At 75.2% G+C, this 15,648-nt stretch carries 13 protein-coding genes; 12 read left to right on the top strand and 1 reads right to left on the bottom strand.

The window, feature by feature from the left end; translation table 11 throughout:
* Window positions 1–264: 264 nt before the first annotated feature.
* The 9 genes from uvrB to CHC04_RS19945 all read left to right on the top strand — a co-directional run bounded on the left by uvrB (window position 265) and on the right by CHC04_RS19945 (window position 11,616).
* Entirely contained in the window at window positions 265–2,376 is a 2,112-nt protein-coding gene (uvrB, locus tag CHC04_RS19980; protein ID WP_089405695.1) for an excinuclease ABC subunit UvrB, read from the top strand.
* 365 nt (window positions 2,377–2,741) lie between these two features.
* Window positions 2,742–3,839, top strand: a complete 1,098-nt coding sequence (locus CHC04_RS19975) for a TerC family protein (RefSeq protein ID WP_089405694.1) — start codon at window positions 2,742–2,744, stop codon at window positions 3,837–3,839.
* Between the two features lie 247 nt (window positions 3,840–4,086).
* Window positions 4,087–4,668, top strand: coding sequence for a TerD family protein (locus tag CHC04_RS19970; RefSeq protein ID WP_089405693.1), 582 nt, complete (start codon window positions 4,087–4,089; stop codon window positions 4,666–4,668).
* Between the two features lie 199 nt (window positions 4,669–4,867).
* Complete coding sequence (locus tag CHC04_RS19965; protein ID WP_089405692.1) at window positions 4,868–6,250, top strand: VWA domain-containing protein; 1,383 nt, start codon at window positions 4,868–4,870, stop codon at window positions 6,248–6,250.
* Between the two features lie 71 nt (window positions 6,251–6,321).
* On the top strand, window positions 6,322–7,524 hold the full coding sequence (locus CHC04_RS19960; RefSeq protein WP_089405691.1) for an HpcH/HpaI aldolase/citrate lyase family protein: 1,203 nt from the start codon (window positions 6,322–6,324) through the stop codon (window positions 7,522–7,524).
* The gene (locus tag CHC04_RS24630; protein ID WP_217897467.1) at window positions 7,521–8,792 is read left to right on the top strand and encodes a phosphoribosyltransferase domain-containing protein; all 1,272 of its coding nucleotides are present in this window, start codon (window positions 7,521–7,523) and stop codon (window positions 8,790–8,792) included. The genes CHC04_RS19960 and CHC04_RS24630 overlap by 4 nt, the downstream gene beginning before the upstream one ends.
* Window positions 8,789–9,916, top strand: coding sequence for a cysteine protease StiP family protein (locus tag CHC04_RS24625; RefSeq protein ID WP_217897466.1), 1,128 nt, complete (start codon window positions 8,789–8,791; stop codon window positions 9,914–9,916). Before CHC04_RS24630 ends, CHC04_RS24625 begins: the two co-directional genes overlap by 4 nt.
* Window positions 9,913–10,719 carry an HAD family hydrolase gene (locus CHC04_RS19950; protein WP_089405689.1) on the top strand — a complete coding sequence of 269 codons (807 nt, stop codon included), beginning with the start codon at window positions 9,913–9,915 and terminating at the stop codon, window positions 10,717–10,719. The genes CHC04_RS24625 and CHC04_RS19950 overlap by 4 nt, the downstream gene beginning before the upstream one ends.
* Window positions 10,720–10,740: 21 nt before the next feature.
* Entirely contained in the window at window positions 10,741–11,616 is an 876-nt protein-coding gene (locus tag CHC04_RS19945; protein WP_089405688.1) for a proline dehydrogenase family protein, read from the top strand.
* A gap of 8 nt (window positions 11,617–11,624) precedes the next feature.
* Here CHC04_RS19945 and CHC04_RS19940 read toward each other — a convergent pair whose 3' ends face one another.
* Window positions 11,625–12,896, bottom strand: a complete 1,272-nt coding sequence (locus CHC04_RS19940) for a hypothetical protein (protein WP_089405687.1) — start codon at window positions 12,894–12,896, stop codon at window positions 11,625–11,627.
* Window positions 12,897–13,132: 236 nt separating this feature from the next.
* Between CHC04_RS19940 and CHC04_RS19935 the strand changes: the two genes are divergently transcribed.
* The 3 genes from CHC04_RS19935 (at window position 13,133) to CHC04_RS19925 (ending at window position 15,646) form a co-directional block, all read left to right on the top strand.
* Entirely contained in the window at window positions 13,133–14,239 is a 1,107-nt protein-coding gene (locus CHC04_RS19935; RefSeq protein WP_217897465.1) for a DUF475 domain-containing protein, read from the top strand.
* 141 nt (window positions 14,240–14,380) lie between these two features.
* Window positions 14,381–14,998, top strand: coding sequence for an AIM24 family protein (locus CHC04_RS19930; RefSeq protein ID WP_089405686.1), 618 nt, complete (start codon window positions 14,381–14,383; stop codon window positions 14,996–14,998).
* A gap of 3 nt (window positions 14,999–15,001) precedes the next feature.
* A complete protein-coding gene (locus CHC04_RS19925) occupies window positions 15,002–15,646 on the top strand; it encodes an AIM24 family protein (protein WP_089405685.1) in 645 nt (214 codons plus the stop codon).
* Window positions 15,647–15,648: the final 2 nt, after the last annotated feature.

The following is a 15,648-nucleotide window of genomic DNA, read 5'->3' as shown; positions in this document are numbered from 1 at the left end:
GCCGGGGCCGCGGGGGGCGTCGTGCGCAGGTCCGGCGGAGCCGGGGGAGCGCTGCGGGGGTCCGACCTCGCCCGGCGTCCGGGTGGCACTGGTCCCTGGCGGGGCGCGCTCCTGCGGGACGTCACGCTAGCGGGCCCGCCGCACCGGCACGAGCACCGAGGCCGCTCGTGGTCAAACCCGGGACGTCCCGTCCGTCCCGCCCGTCGCAGCGGGCCGCCCGGATCACACCGGTTCCTGTCGCCGGTCGGTCGTACCGTCGTCCTCGTGCGCGCGACCACCGACATCCGGCCCACCCAGGGGCGCTTCCGCGTCGTCAGCGAGTTCCAGCCCTCGGGTGACCAGCCCGCCGCGATCGAGGCCCTCGCCCGGCGGGTGAACGCCGGCGAGACCGACTCCGTGCTCCTCGGCGCCACCGGTACGGGCAAGTCGGCCACCACGGCCTGGCTCATCGAGCAGGTTCAGCGCCCCACCCTGGTGATGGCGCCGAACAAGACCCTCGCCGCGCAGCTGGCCAACGAGTTCCGCGAGCTGCTGCCGGACAACGCCGTCGAGTACTTCGTCTCCTACTACGACTACTACCAGCCCGAGGCCTACGTCCCGCAGACCGACACCTACATCGAGAAGGACTCCTCGGTCAACGACGAGGTCGAGCGGCTGCGGCACTCGGCCACCCAGGCGCTGCTCACCCGGCGCGACGTCGTCGTGGTCGCCACCGTCTCCTGCATCTACGGCCTGGGCACCCCGCAGGAGTACGTCGACCGGGCGCTGAGGATCTCCGTGGGGGAGGAGCGCGAGCGCGACGAGCTGCTGCGCACGCTCGTCGAGGAGCAGTACACCCGCAACGACCTGTCCTTCACCCGCGGCACGTTCCGGGTGCGCGGCGACACCATCGAGGTCTTCCCGGTCTACGAGGAGCTCGCCGTCCGGATCGAGATGTTCGGCGACGAGGTCGAGCGGCTCTACTACCTGCACCCGCTCACCGGCGAGGTGGTCCGCGAGGTCGAGGAGCTGTTCGTCTTCCCGGCCACCCACTACGTCGCCGGTCCCCAGCGCATGGAGCGCGCCATCGCCTCCATCGAGGCCGAGCTCGAGCAGCGGCTGGCCGAGCTCGAGCGGCAGGGCAAGCTGCTGGAGGCCCAGCGGCTGCGCATGCGCACCACCTACGACATCGAGATGATGCGCCAGGTCGGCTTCTGCTCCGGCATCGAGAACTACTCGCGGCACATCGACGGCCGCGCGCCCGGCAGCGCCGGCGCCTGTCTCATCGACTACTTCCCCGACGACTTCCTGCTCGTCATCGACGAGTCGCACGTCACCGTCCCGCAGATCGGCGGCATGTACGAGGGCGACATGAGCCGCAAGCGGACGCTGGTCGAGCACGGCTTCCGGCTGCCCTCGGCGATGGACAACCGCCCGCTGAAGTGGGAGGAGTTCACCGACCGGATCGGCCAGACGGTGTACCTGTCCGCGACGCCGGGGCCCTACGAGCTCGGCCGGGTGCAGGGCGACGTCGTCGAGCAGGTCATCCGCCCGACCGGCCTGGTCGACCCGGAGGTCGTGGTCAAGCCCACCAAGGGCCAGATCGACGACCTGGTGCACGAGATCCGGGTGCGCACCGAGAAGGACGAGCGGGTCCTGGTCACCACCCTGACCAAGAAGATGGCCGAGGACCTCACCGACTACCTGCTCGAGCTCGGCATCAAGGTGCGCTACCTGCACTCGGAGGTCGACACCCTGCGCCGGGTGGAGCTGCTGCGCGAGCTGCGGCAGGGCGAGTACGACGTCCTGGTCGGCATCAACCTGCTGCGCGAGGGCCTCGACCTGCCCGAGGTGTCGCTCGTGGCGATCCTCGACGCCGACAAGGAGGGCTTCCTGCGCTCGGGCACCTCGCTGATCCAGACGATCGGCCGGGCGGCCCGCAACGTGTCGGGGCAGGTGCACATGTACGCCGACACCGTGACGCCGTCGATGGCCCAGGCGATCGACGAGACCAACCGGCGCCGCGAGAAGCAGATCGCCTACAACCGCGAGCGCGGCATCGACCCGCAGCCCCTCCGGAAGAAGATCGTCGACATCCTCGACGGCATCTACCGCGAGGCCGAGGACGGCGGCGCGGAGCTCGTCGGGGGCTCGGGCCGGCAGCAGTCCCGCGGCAAGGCGCCGGTCCCCGGGCTGTCGTCGAAGACCAAGGGCAAGGCCGGTGCGATCGACGTCGCGGGCCTGCCCCGCGCCGAGCTGGCCGACCTGATCACCCAGATGAACGAGCAGATGCTGGCCGCCGCCCGCGAGCTGCAGTTCGAGGTGGCCGCGCGGCTGCGCGACGAGCTGGCCGAGCTGAAGAAGGAGCTGCGCCAGCTCGACGCCGCACACGCCTGACGAAGGGCCCTCCTGCCCCCACCGCTCGCAGGCCCGCGGCGGGACCCTGCAGGAGGGCCGTTCCCGCACCTCACCTGCTCGGCGCGGGTCCCCGGAGGGTGGCCGGTCCACCCGGGCCCGGAGCGGACGCGACCGTCCGCTCCGGCCGGGAACCCGGGACGGTGCGCCGGCCGTTGACCGTCGTGGATCCCCTCGTGCGGCGCTGGCGGCCGTCCGGGCCCGGGTCCGGCGTGGAGGGGAGTATCCCGACGCGGTGGTGTCGTCAGCACGGGCAGCAACGCCCCGGCGCCATCGGTCGACCGCTCGCGGTCGGCGGGAGAGACCTCCGGTACTGACAGCTGCCAGTGGACCGGAGGAACCGCCTGATGGACGTCCCGCTCTGGGTGTGGGGGATCACCGTCGCCGCGATCGTCGGGATGATCGCGTTCGACTTCGTCGGCCACGTGCGCACGCCGCACGCCCCCACGCTGCGCGAGTCGGCGACGTGGTCGGCGATCTACGTCGCGCTGGCCATCGTCTTCGGGATCCTGGTGTGGGTCTTCGCCGGCGGACAGTTCGGCGGTGAGTACTTCGCCGGCTACATCACCGAGAAGAGCCTCTCGGTGGACAACCTGTTCGTCTTCGTCCTGATCATGGCCAGCTTCGCGGTGCCGCGGGAGCTGCAGCAGAAGGTGCTGCTGTTCGGCATCGCCTTCGCCCTGGTGCTGCGGACGGTGTTCATCTTCCTCGGCGCCGCGGCCATCGAGAACTTCAGCTGGGTCTTCTACCTGTTCGGCGCGTTCCTCATCTACACCGCCGTCGCGCAGGCCCGGGCCAGCGGCCACGACGACGACGAGTTCAAGGAGAACGCGTTCCTGCGGCTCACCCGCAAGATCGTGCCGACGACGCAGGAGTACCACTCCGACCGGCTGACCACGAAGATCGACGGCCGGCGGTTCATCACCCCGCTGGCCATCGCGCTGGTCGCCATCGGCAGCGCCGACATCCTCTTCGCCGTCGACTCGATCCCGGCGATCTTCGGCCTGACGCAGGAGACCTTCCTCGTCTTCACCGCCAACGCCTTCAGCCTGCTGGGCCTGCGCCAGCTGTTCTTCCTCATCGACGGCCTGCTCGACCGGCTGGTCTACCTGCACTACGGCCTGGCGGTCATCCTCGGCTTCATCGGGATCAAGCTGCTCATCCACGCGCTGCACGAGAACGAGCTGCCGTTCATCAACGGCGGCGAGCACGTCACCGCCATCCCCGAGGTGCCCACCTGGCTGTCGCTCGCGGTCATCGTGGTGACGCTGTTCATCACCACGGTCGCGAGCCTCGCGCGCAGCCGCCGCGACGCCCGGGAGGCGGCCGCGCAGGGCACCGTCGGCCGGGGTGCGGCCGCGGTGGCGGGCGAGACCGGCGTGCCGACCGCGGAGCGGCAGGGCGAGGAGCAGCCGCGTCCCGCGCGGCCCGCGCCCCCGGCCTGACCGGGCCGGGCAGGCCGCGCCGGCGGTGACCCGTCCGCGTCACGGCACCTGTTGCTCCCGGTGACCGTGCGGCAGTATCCGAGACACCTCCGCTCCGCTGGGTGCCCGACCGGCACCCCGCGCAGCGGGACCGGGGGACAGCGCCGGGCGCCCGCGCCTGCGCACCCGCCGGTGACGCCGGCCCGTCCGGCGTGCTCGCCAGCGGCGACCGCCGCTGCGCGACCCGACAGACATGGGAGTCCAACAGATGGGTGTCAGCCTCTCCAAGGGCGGGAACGTCTCGCTGACCAAGGAGGCGCCGGGCCTGACCGCGGTGAACGTGGGCCTCGGCTGGGACGTCAACACGTTCTCCGGGGGCGACTTCGACCTCGACGCGTCGGCGATCATGCTCGACGCCGGCGGCAGGGTCACCCCCGACGACTCGGGCTTCGTCTTCTTCAACAACCTCCGCAGCCCCGACGGCTCGGTCGTCCACGTCGGTGACAACCTCACCGGCCAGGGCGAGGGCGACGACGAGGTCATCCAGGTGAACCTGGCCGGCGTGCCGCCGACGGTCGACAAGATCGTCTTCCCGGTGTCGATCTACGACGCGGACAACCGCAAGCAGAACTTCGGCGCGGTGCGCAACGCGTTCATCCGCATCGTCAACCAGGCCAACGGCCAGGAGATCGCCCGCTACGACCTCACCGAGGACGCCTCGGTCGAGACCGCCATGGTCTTCGGTGAGCTCTACCGCAACGGCGCCGACTGGAAGTTCCGCGCCGTCGGCCAGGGCTACGCCTCGGGCCTGCGCGGCATCGCCCAGGACTTCGGCGTCAACGTCGGCTGACCCACCACCGGGCCCGGACGGCACCCGTCCGGGCCCGGTGCCGCCCCGCGCGCCGATCCCTCCCGTTCCGGGCCCGCCCGACGTACTGTCCGCGCGCTTCCGCACCCGCCCGAGACCGGAGGTCCGACCCCGCCATGCCCGCTGACGTGCCCGCCGTCCACCCGCGCACCGCCCGCTCCTCCGGCTGAGCGGCAGCAGCGTGGTCCACGTCCTCACCCGCGGCGGCAACGTCGGCCTGGCCCAGGCCGGCCTGACCGGTCCCGTCGTCGTCACCCTCACCTGGAACCCGGCGCCCGGCGTCGACGCCGACCTCTCGGCGTTCCTCACCACCGGCGCCGGCCGGGTCCGCAGCGACGACGACTTCGTCTTCTACAACCAGCCCGCCGGCGCCGGCGGCGCGGTGCGCCACCTCGGCAAGTCCACCCGCGGCGGCGGGACCGTCGACCAGGTCCGCATCGACCCCGCCGCGCTGCCCGCCGACGTGGAGAAGGTCGTCATCGGCGCCTCCCTCGACGGCGCGGGCACCTTCGGCGCGCTCACCGGCCTCGCCGTCGAGGTGGCCCCCGACGGCGGCGCCCCGGCCGCGGTGCGCTGCGAGCTGGCCGCCGGGCCGGAGACCGCCCTGGTCTTCGCCGAGGTCTACCGCCGCGGCGGCGAGTGGAAGGTCCGCGCGGTCGGGCAGGGCTACACCGGCGGCCTGGCGGCCATGGCCACCGACGTCGGCGTCAGCGTCGACGACGAGCCTGCCGCTGCCCCCGCCGCCGCACCGGCCCCCGCCGCCGCACCGTCCGCCCCGCCCCCGCCGGCGGCACCGCCGGTCAGCATGGAGAAGCGCCGGCTGGTCGACCTGGAGAAGAAGCTGTCGGCGCAGGCGCCGCAGATGCTCAGCCTGGTCAAGACCGCCGGCGTCAGCCTGCAGAAGCGGGGCCTGGGCGAGCACACCGCCCGCGTCGCGCTGGTGCTCGACATCTCCGGCTCGATGGCCGCGCTGTACCGCGCCGGCGCCGTGCAGCGGCTGGCCGAGCGGGTGCTCGCGCTGGGACTGCGCTTCGACGACGACGGCGTCGTGGACGTCTTCCTCTTCGGCAAGGACGTGCACCGGCCCGAGCCGGGGCTGCGACTGGAGGGCCACCAGCAGTACATCGCCGAGCTCACCCACCGGTACCCGCTGGAGTACGACACCCGCTACGGCGCCGCGATGGCCGCCGTCCGCCAGGCCTACTTCGGCGACAGCCGCGAGCGCGCCGAGCCCCAGCCGGCGCAGGTGCCCGTCTACGTCATGTTCCTGACCGACGGGGCGCCCAGTGACAAGGCGGTGGCCACCCGGCAGATCCGTGCGGCGTCCTACGAGCCGGTGTTCTGGCAGTTCATGGGCATCGGCCCGGAGCGGCAGTTCTCCTACCTGCAGCGGCTCGACGACCTCGAGGGCCGGTTCACCGACAACGCCGACTTCTTCGCCGTCGACCAGGACGACCTCATGGGCCGCCGGCCGATCGGCGACGACGCGCTGTTCGACCGGCTGATGACCGAGTACCCCGGCTGGCTGCAGCGGGCGCGGGCCCAGGGCCTGCTGCGTCCCTGACCCCCCGAGACCACACCGGCCGTCCAGGCCGCATCCAGCCCACATCCAGCAGAGGGTGAGAGGGATCGACCGTGCGCCACTTCGCCTACCTGACCGACGACGAGCGCGAGCGGCTCTTCGCCGTCCCGCCGGGGGAGATCGGCCCCGCCACGCCGCGCGCCATGCTCGCCCTGGCCCTCGGCGCGACCCTCTACAGCCCCGGCACCCGGCCGTCCCTGGACGCCGACGCCGCCCGGGCCGCCGCCGCGGGCGCCACGAGCACCGTGTGGTGCCTGGAGGACGCCATCCCGCACGCCGCCGTGGGGGAGGCCGAGGCCAACGTCGTCGCCGCGCTGCAGCGGATCGACCGGCGGGTCACCGAGGGCGACCCGGCGCCGCTGCCGCTGGTGTTCGTGCGGGTGCGCACGCCGGAGCAGATCCGCTCGATCGCCGTCGGGGCGGGACCGGCGCTGGCCCGGCTGACCGGGTTCAGCCTGCCCAAGGCCACCGGCGCGACCCTCGGGCCGATGCTCGAGGCGATCGCCGAGGTCACCGCCGACACCGGGCACCCGCTCTACGGCATGCCGATCCTCGAGACGCCCGACCTCGCGTGGCGGGAGACCCGCGCCGAGGCGCTGGCCGCCCTCGCCGCGGTCGTCGACGCCCACCGCGAGCAGGTGCTGTGCCTGCGCGTGGGCGGCACCGACCTGTCGGGGCTGTTCGGCCTGCGCCGCGACCGCGACACCACGATCTGGGACGTCGCCGTCGTGCGGGACTGCCTGGCCGACGTGGTCAACCGGTTCACCCGCGGCGGCGAGCACGTGGTCACCGGCGCGGTGTGGGAGCACATCCCCGGCCCCCGGCTGTTCAAGCCGCAGCTGCGCCAGTCCCCGTTCACCGAGCAGCACGAGGGCCGGCTGCGGCAGCGGATGATCGCCGGCGACCTCGACGGCCTGGTGCGCGAGGTCGCCCTCGACAAGGCCAACGGGGTGCTCGGCAAGACCGTGATCCACCCGGCGCACGTCTCGGTGGTCAACGCGCTGCTGACCGTCTCGCGCACCGAGTACGACGACGCCCTCGAGATCCTCACCGCACGCGGCCAGGGCGGCATCGCGGTCTCCGGCAACGGCCGGATGAACGAGATCGGACCGCACGCGCTGTGGGCGGAGCTGATCAGCCGCCGCGCCGCCGTCTACGGCGTGGTCGCCGACGAGGCGGCGCTGGTCGACCTGCTGTCGGCCGGGGAGCGCCGGGTGGCGGAGGTCTTCGCCGGCGGCGAGGTCCGCCGCGCGTGACCGCCACGATCGTCCCGGCGGGTCTCGCCGGCACCGTCTCCGCGCTGCTCGACGTCGGGGTGTCCGACCCCGGCCGCTTCGCGCGGCTGTGCGGCCTGGCGCTGCGGGACAACCCGCGCCGGGCCCACCTCGTCGTCTCCCGCGTCCTCGGCAAGCACGTGCCGGTCGCCCCCGCCGAGGTCCTGGCTGCCGCGCACGCCGTCGGTGACGCCGTGGCCGCCGTCCTGGGCGGGGAGGTGCCCGGCCTGGTGATCGGCTACTGCGAGACCGCCACCGGACTCGGGCACGCCGCCGCCGCACGGCTCGGTGCGGCCGCGCTGTCGACCACGCGACGGGTCCACCCGGGCGTGCCGGTGGCGGCCGCGTTCGAGGAGGAGCACTCCCACGCCGTCGCCCACGCCCTGCAGCCGGCCGGCCCCGTGGGCCTCGACGCGCCCGGCCCGCTGGTGCTCGTCGACGACGAGCTGACCAGCGGGCGCACCGCGCTCAACACCGTCGCCGAGCTGCACGCCCGCTGGCCGCGGGAGCGCTACGTCGTCGGCACCCTGCTCGACGCCCGCCCGCCCGCGGCGCGGGCCGCCTTCGCCGAGCGCGCCGCCGCGCTGGGCGTGCGGGTCGACGTCGCCGCCGTCCTCACCACCGCGCTCACCCTCCCCGACGACGTCCTGGCGCGCGCCGCGGCCGCCCGAGCCGCGCTGCCCGCCCCGGCGCCGATCCCGGCCGGCGCTCCCGGCGCGGTGCGGGTGCACGAGGGACTGTGGCCGGCGGGCGCGCCGACCACGGCCCGCCACGGGCTGACCGCCGCCGGGACCGCCCGGCTGCACGCGGCCGCCGGCACCGCGGCCGCCGCGCTCGCGCCGGCGCTGGCCGGCAGCCGCGGGGTCCTCGTGCTCGGCACCGAGGAGTTCGTGTACGCGCCCACCGTGCTCGCCGCCGCCCTCGCCGGGCGGCTGGCGGGCGTCCCCGTCACCACCCAGTCGACCACCCGGAGCCCCGTGCACGCCGCCGACGACCCCGGCTACGCCCTGCGCCGCAGCCTGTCCTTCCCCGCGCCGGACGACCCGTCCCGCACCTCGCGGGTGCACAACCTCGCCGATCCCGCCGCCGTCCCGGCGCACGGTCCCTGGTCGGACCTGCGCGCCGACGACGTCGTGGTCGTCGTCGACGCCCCGGCCGCCGACGCTGCCCCGCTGGCGCAGGCGCTGCGCCCCTTCGCCGCCCGCGCCGTCCACGTGGTCCCGGTGCCGCTCTGGGAGCCCGCACCGTGACCGCGCTGCAGCCCCCGCTCACGGCCGCCGTCCCCGGCCGGTTCGGCTCCTACCCGGCCGAGGACGTCACCTGGCTGCTCACCGACCTGTCCGGCGTGGCGCTCGAGCGCGGCACCGAGGACCGCGAGGAGGCCATCCAGTCGGGCACCCACTACTCGGAGATGCTGCCGGTCGAGTACCAGCCCGACGACGCCTACCTCGCGCTGTTCACGACCGCGCTGGAGCAGTCGGCCGGCCGGCTCGCCGACGCCGTCGCCCGGGTCGGGGAGCTGGTGTGGGACGCCGCGGCCGCGGCCGGGCACCGGCCGGTGCTGGTCTCGCTGGCCCGCGCCGGCACCCCGATCGGGGTGCTGCTGCGCCGCTGGTACCGGGCCTCGCGCGGCGTCGACGTGCCGCACTACACGATCTCGATCATCCGCGGCCGGGGCATCGACGAGGTGGCGATGGCGCACGTGCTCGCCCGCCACCCGGCCGGCGCGCTGCGGTTCGTCGACGGCTGGACCGGCAAGGGCGCCATCCAGCGGCAGCTGACCGAGGCCGTCGCCGGCTGGGTCGCCGCGCACCCGGAGGACGCCGCCCTCGACGACCGGCTCGCCGTGCTCGCCGACCCCGGCGTCTGCACCGAGCTGTACGGCACCCGCGACGACTTCCTCATCCCCAGCGCCTGCCTCAACAGCACGGTGTCCGGGCTGGTGTCGCGGACGGTGCTGCGCGAGGACCTCATCGGCCCCGGCATGTTCCACGGCGCGAAGTACTACGCCGAGCTCGCCGGCTCCGACGTGTCGGAGCTGTTCGTCGACACCGTCGCCGCCGCCTTCCCCACCCGGCCCCCGGCCGACGACGTCCCCGCCGCGCGGCGCCGGCCGACCTGGGCCGGGTGGGCGGCGGTGGAGCGGATCGCGGCCGACCACGGCGTCGCCGACGTCAACCTGGTCAAGCCCGGCGTGGGGGAGACCACCCGGGTGCTGCTGCGCCGCGTGCCCTGGCAGGTGCTGGTCCGGCCCGACCGCGCCGCCGACCTGCGGCACGTCGTCGCCCTCGCGCAGGCCCGCGGGGTGCCGCTGGTGGAGGTGCCCGGCCTGCCCTACTCCTGCGTCGGGCTGATCCGGCCGGTGACCCGGTGACCGCGGTCCTCCCCGCCACCCTCGCCGCCGTCGACCTCGACCGGACGCTGATCTACTCCGCGTCCGCGGCCGGGGGCACCGACGGGCTGGCAGTCGTCGAGCACCTCGACGGCGCCCCGCTGAGCCACGCCACGCCGGTCTCCTGGGAGCTGCTGGCCGAGCTCGGCCGCCGCGCCCTCGTCGTCCCGGTGACCACCCGCACCGCCGCCCAGTACGAGCGGGTGCGGCTGCCGCTGGTGCCCCGCTACGCGCTGTGCGGCAACGGCGGCGTCCTCCTCGTCGACGGCGTCCGCGACCCCGACTGGGACGCCTGGGCGGCGGCCACCGCGGCGCAGGCGGCGCCGCTGGCCGAGCTGCTCGCCCCGCTGGAGGCGGTGGCCGGCGAGCCGTGGGTGCGCACCGTGCGCCCGGCCGAGGGCCTGTTCGGCTACCTCGTGGCGCACACCCGCGAGGGCATCCCGGCGGACTGGCTGGTTGCCACCACCGCCGCCGCGAGCGCCGCGGGCGCCACGCTGAGCGTGCAGGGCCGCAAGGTCTACGTCGTCCCCGCCGGGCTGTCGAAGGCCGGCGGGCTGCTGCGGCTGCGCCGGCTGCTGGCGGGGGAGGGGCCCGCGCCGCGGCTGCTGTGCGCCGGCGACAGCCTGCTCGACGCGCCGATGCTGCTCGCCGCCGACGCCGCCGTCCGGCCCGCGCACGGCGAGCTGCACGAGCAGGGCTGGACCGGCAGCCGGGTGGCCGTCACCGCGGCCACCGGCGCGGCGGCGGGGGAGGAGATCGTCCGCTGGCTGCTCGAGCGGGCCTGAGGCCTCTGGCAGGGTGACCGCGTGGGTCTCGACCGCGCGGTGCTTTTCCGGCTGGCGACGAGCGAGCGGTTCGAGCGCGCCGTCCGCGCCGTGCCGGGCGGGGAGGAGCTCAGCCGGCGGGCGGCCTCCCGCTACGTGGCCGGCCAGGGCAGCGGCGAGGCGCTGACCGTCGCCGGCCGGCTGCTCGCCGCCGGGCACGGCGTCAGCGTCGACCTCTTCGGCGAGGGGGTGTCCGACGTCGGCACCGCGGCCGGCGTCGCCGAGCGGTACCGCTCCCTGGCCGCCGCGCTGCCCCCGCCCCCGGCCGACGCCTGGCTGTCGGTCGACCTGACCCACCTGGCGCTCGACGTCGACCCGGCCGGCACCGCCGACCGGCTCGCCGCCGTCGCGGGCGCGCTGCCCCCGGGCCGGCGGGTGCAGGTGGGCGCCGAGGACGCCGCCCGGACCGGCGCGGTGTGGGGCTGCGTCCTCGACGTCGCCGGCCGCGGGCTCGCCGACCGGCTGGGCGCCACCGTGCAGGCCAACCTGCTGCGCTCGCCCGGCGACGTCGACGCGCTCGTCGACGCCGGCGTCCACGTGCGGCTGGTCAAGGGCGCCTACGTCGAGCGGTCCGGGGCGCACCCCTACGGCGAGCCCACCGACGTCGCCTACCTGCGGCTGGGCGCGCACCTGGCCGGACGGCGGGCGCAGTGGTCGATGGCCACCCACGACGGGCGGCTGCGCGAGGCGCTGCTCCTGCTCGGCGGGGCGGGGACCGTCGAGCAGCTGCTGGGCGTGCGGCCCGACGTCCTCGCCGACCTCCGGCGCCGCGGCGTCCCGACCCGGGTGTACGTGCCCTACGGCGAGGACTGGTTCCGCTACTGGATGCGGCGGCTGGCCGAGTCCCGCGGCGCGTGAGACGGCCGCTACTCCGCCCGGGCGGTGCGCACCAGCCCGGCCAGGCCCTGCTCGATCGACTCCGCCTCGCGCAGCACCGCGCCCCAGTCCGGCCGGTCGCCCCGGGCCGCCGCCTCCAGCGCGGGCAGCCGCCGGGCGAGGTCCTCGAAGGTCCGGCGGTAGCGGCGGCCCCGCTCCTCGGGCAGCCCGGCGAGGAACCGCCGCGCGTCGACGACGCCGCGCTGCACCCCGGCCAGCAGCGACCCCGGATCGGCCCGGACGGCGTCGAGCCGCGCCAGCCGCCCGGTCGCCGCGCGCACCTCGTCGTCGACCCGGCCGGCCGCCGCGCGGACCCGCGCCAGCTGCGCGGCGGCCTCCGGCACGTCGAGGACGGGCGCGGCCAGCGCCGCCTCCAGCGCGCCGAGCGCCGCGTCGGCCGCAGCGAGCGCCTCGGCCGCCCGCTGCGGAGCCCGTTCGACGTCGGCCCACGCCGACAGCGGATAGCGCCGCCGCAGTTCGCTCATCACCGGCGCCAGCCGCTCGTGCCGCGTGCCCAGCGCCTCCCGGCGGGTGCGCACCGACGCCGCGCCCCGGCGCACCTCGGCGGCCCGCTCGGGGAGCCTCCGGAGCCGGTCGGCGGCGGCGTCGGCCCCCCGGCGGGCCCGCTCGGCCGCGGCGACGGCGTCGGCGGCCCGGCGCTGCGCCAGGGCGGTCTCGGCGCCGGCCAGCGCGGCAGCGGCGTCGTCGAGCAGGGCCGGCACCCCGGGGTCGGTGAGCTCGGCGGAGGAGGCGGCGGCCAGCGCGGTCCGGGCGTCGGCGAGCGCGGCGGAGGCGGCGGACACCGCCGTCCGGGCGGTGGCGCGCACGCGGGCGGCGGCGGCGAGCACCTCGCCGTACTGCTCCCGGAAGCGCCGCACCTGGTCGAGGACGCCGCGCAGCGCGGTCGCGGCGGCGCCCAGCTCCCGCGTCGCGGCGTGGGCGCGGGCCGGCTCGTCGACGTCGTCGTGCCGGGCGACGGCCTGCAGGTAGGAGCCGATGACGGCGTCGGCGTGCGTCGACAGGGCGTGCCAGTCGCGCGCCAGCTCCGGCGGGACGGCGACCGCACGCCGGCCCCGCGGGCCACCGGCGGTGGCGCCGGCCTCCTCGGCGGCGGCCATCGCGTCGGGCAGGTCGGCCAGCGCCGCGTCCAGCTCGAGCATCGCCGCGGCGGCGGCCTCGCGCGCCGCGACCGCCTCGCGCCGCCCCGCCTCCCGGTCGCGCCGCCACCAGCGGGGAGCGGGGTTCCCACCGAGCCCGCCCACGACCGTCTCCCTCCGTGCCGCCGGCGCGCCCGCGCCCCGGCGTCGTGCCTACCACGTCGGGGCCGGGCTCTCCCGCGGGCGTGGCACCGCTCACCCGTCCGGCGCGCCGGGGCGGGAACGTCCGCCGGTGCGGGGACGTTGGACACCCTCGGACTCGTCTGCCGGCCGACCCGGCCCGGTGCTCTCCGCGCCGCACTCGTCGCCGCCTCGCCCGTCAGGCGTCGGAAAGGAACCTGATGCTCCGCTACTTCGGCTTCTCCGTCGGTCTGACGGTGGCCGCGCTCGTCACCGCCGTGTTCTTCGGCGGACCGGCCGCACTCCTCGCCGTCGCCGTCCTCGGCGTGCTCGAGGTGTGCCTGTCGTTCGACAACGCCGTGGTCAACGCCAAGGTGCTGCGCCGGATGAGCCCGCTGTGGCGCAAGCTGTTCCTCTACGTCGGCATCTTCATCGCCGTGTTCGGCATGCGGCTGCTGCTGCCGATCGTGCTGGTGTCGGTCACCGCGGGCCTGTCGATCCCCGAGGTCTGGGACCTCGCGCTGACCGACCAGCAGGCCTACGGCGAGAACGTCGAGGCCGCGGCCGAGGCGATCTACACCTTCGGTGGCATCTTCCTGCTGATGATCTTCCTCAACTTCCTCTTCGACGAGGAGCGGGAGATCCACTGGCTGTCGTGGCTGGAGCGGCCGCTGGCCAAGGCCGGCAAGCTGCCCTACCTAGCCATCGTGATCGCGCTGGCGGTCATCTACGTCGGGTCGCAGATCGCCGACGACGACAAGTACGCCACCGTGCTGGTCTCCGGCATCGCCGGCCTGTTCACCTACCTGCTCATCGGCGGCCTCAACGAGCTCATGGAGGCCCCGGAGGAGGACGACGCCGACGACGTCACCGCGACCGGCGGGTCGACCACCGGCACCGCCACCAAGGCCGTCGCCGGCGCGGGCGCCGCGGCGTTCCTCTACCTGGAGGTGCTCGACGCGTCCTTCTCCTTCGACGGCGTCATCGGCGCCTTCGCCATCAGCAGCGACATCTTCATCATCGCGCTGGGCCTGGGTATCGGCGCCTTCTGGGTGCGGTCGCTGACCATCTACATGGTCGACAAGGGCACGCTCGACGAGTACCGCTACCTGGAGCACGGCGCCATGTGGGCCATCGGCTTCCTCGCCGCGATCATGATCCTCGAGCTGCGGTTCCACATCAGCGAGTACGTGACCGGCCTGACCGGGCTGCTGTTCATCGTCGCCGCGGTCATCAGCAGCGTCGTGGAGTCCCGTCGGGAGCGGGCCGCCGAGCCCGTCCCCGCCGCGGAGCACCGGGACGAGGAGATCGCCGCCGGCCGGCGCTGACACGGCCGGCACACCAGCGGCCCCGGGCACCGCCCCGGGGCCGCTGGTGCGTCCGGGACGCGCCGGGACGCAGCACCTACCGCGCGGGGAGGTCGCCGGATACGGTCCCGCCGGTCCCGACCCCCGTCCCGAGAGGCATCCGTGGCACTGCTCACCGCCCACAAACGCGTCCTGCACGCCGACCTGCAGGGCGACCGCATCCGGGCCGCCAGCGGCTCGATGGTCGCCTTCGAGGGCAACGTCGACTTCAAGAGCTCCGGCATGGGCGGGGGCGGCGGCATGCGGGCGGCGCTCAAGCGCGCCGTCGCCGGGGAGAGCCTCTCCCTCATGGACTGCGCCGGCCACGGCCGGGTCTACCTCGCGCTCGACGCGATGGACGTCCTCGTCGTCGACCTCGCCGGCGACACCCTCACCGTGGAGAGCGAGCACATCCTGGCCCACACCGAGCAGCTGCGCCTCGACGTCCAGTTCGCCGGCCTGCGCGGGATGACCAGCGGCCACGGCCTGGCGACGACGACGGTCACCGGGCACGGGCAGGTCGCGATCGTCTCCGAGGGCCCGGTCATGGCGCTGGAGGTCGCACCCGGCGCCGACCTCGTCGTCGACCCCGACGCCTACGTCGGCTCCCGCGGCCAGCTGTCGATGAACCTGGTGTCGGGCGTCTCGTGGAAGTCGCTCGTCGGCGAGGACGCCGGCGAGCCGTTCTCCCTCCGGTTCACCGGCTCCGGCCTGGTGCTCGTCCAGTCCGCGGAGCGCTGAGCCATGCCCTTCGAGACCGTCAACAGCAAGGTCGTGCGCGCGCACGTCAGCCCCGGCACCCCGGTGCTCGCCCGCCGCGGCTCGATGCTCGGCTACTCCGGGCAGGTCGCCTTCCGCCCCGTCCACGGGCAGGGCCGCGGCATCGGCGGCATGGTCGGCGCGGCGATGTCGGGCGAGTCCAACCCGATGATGGCCACCGAGGGCACCGGCCAGGTGCTCTACGGCCACAAGGGCCTGCACGTCACCGTCCTCGAGCTCGACGGCGGCGCGCCGCTGGTGTGCGAGGCCGACCGGCTGCTGGCGCACGACGCGACGCTGCAGACCAGCGTGCAGTTCCTCGGCTCCGGAGGCCTGAAGTCCGCGATCAGCGGCGCGATGACCGGGCAGGGCCTGTTCACCACCAACGTCCACGGTCGCGGCGCAGTCGCGCTGCTCTCGCACGGCGGCGCCTTCCCGCTGCAGCTGCAGGGGCAGCAGATCGGCGTCGACCCGCAGGCCTACGTCGGGCACGTCGGGCAGCTCACCGTGGACCTCGCGGCCAAGGTCGGCTTCCGCGACGTCGTGGGCCGCGGGTCCGGCGAGGCGTTCCAGTTGCGGATCGGCGGTCACGGCACCGTGTACGTGCAGGCCAGCGAGAAGAAGTTCTGAGG

Origin of the sequence: Geodermatophilus saharensis (assembly GCF_900188205.1) — a bacterium.
GTDB classification, from domain to species: Bacteria; Actinomycetota; Actinomycetes; order Mycobacteriales; family Geodermatophilaceae; genus Geodermatophilus; species Geodermatophilus saharensis.
The sequence above is the reverse complement of the archived record's forward strand: the minus strand, read 5'-3'. Positions and strand labels throughout refer to the sequence as shown.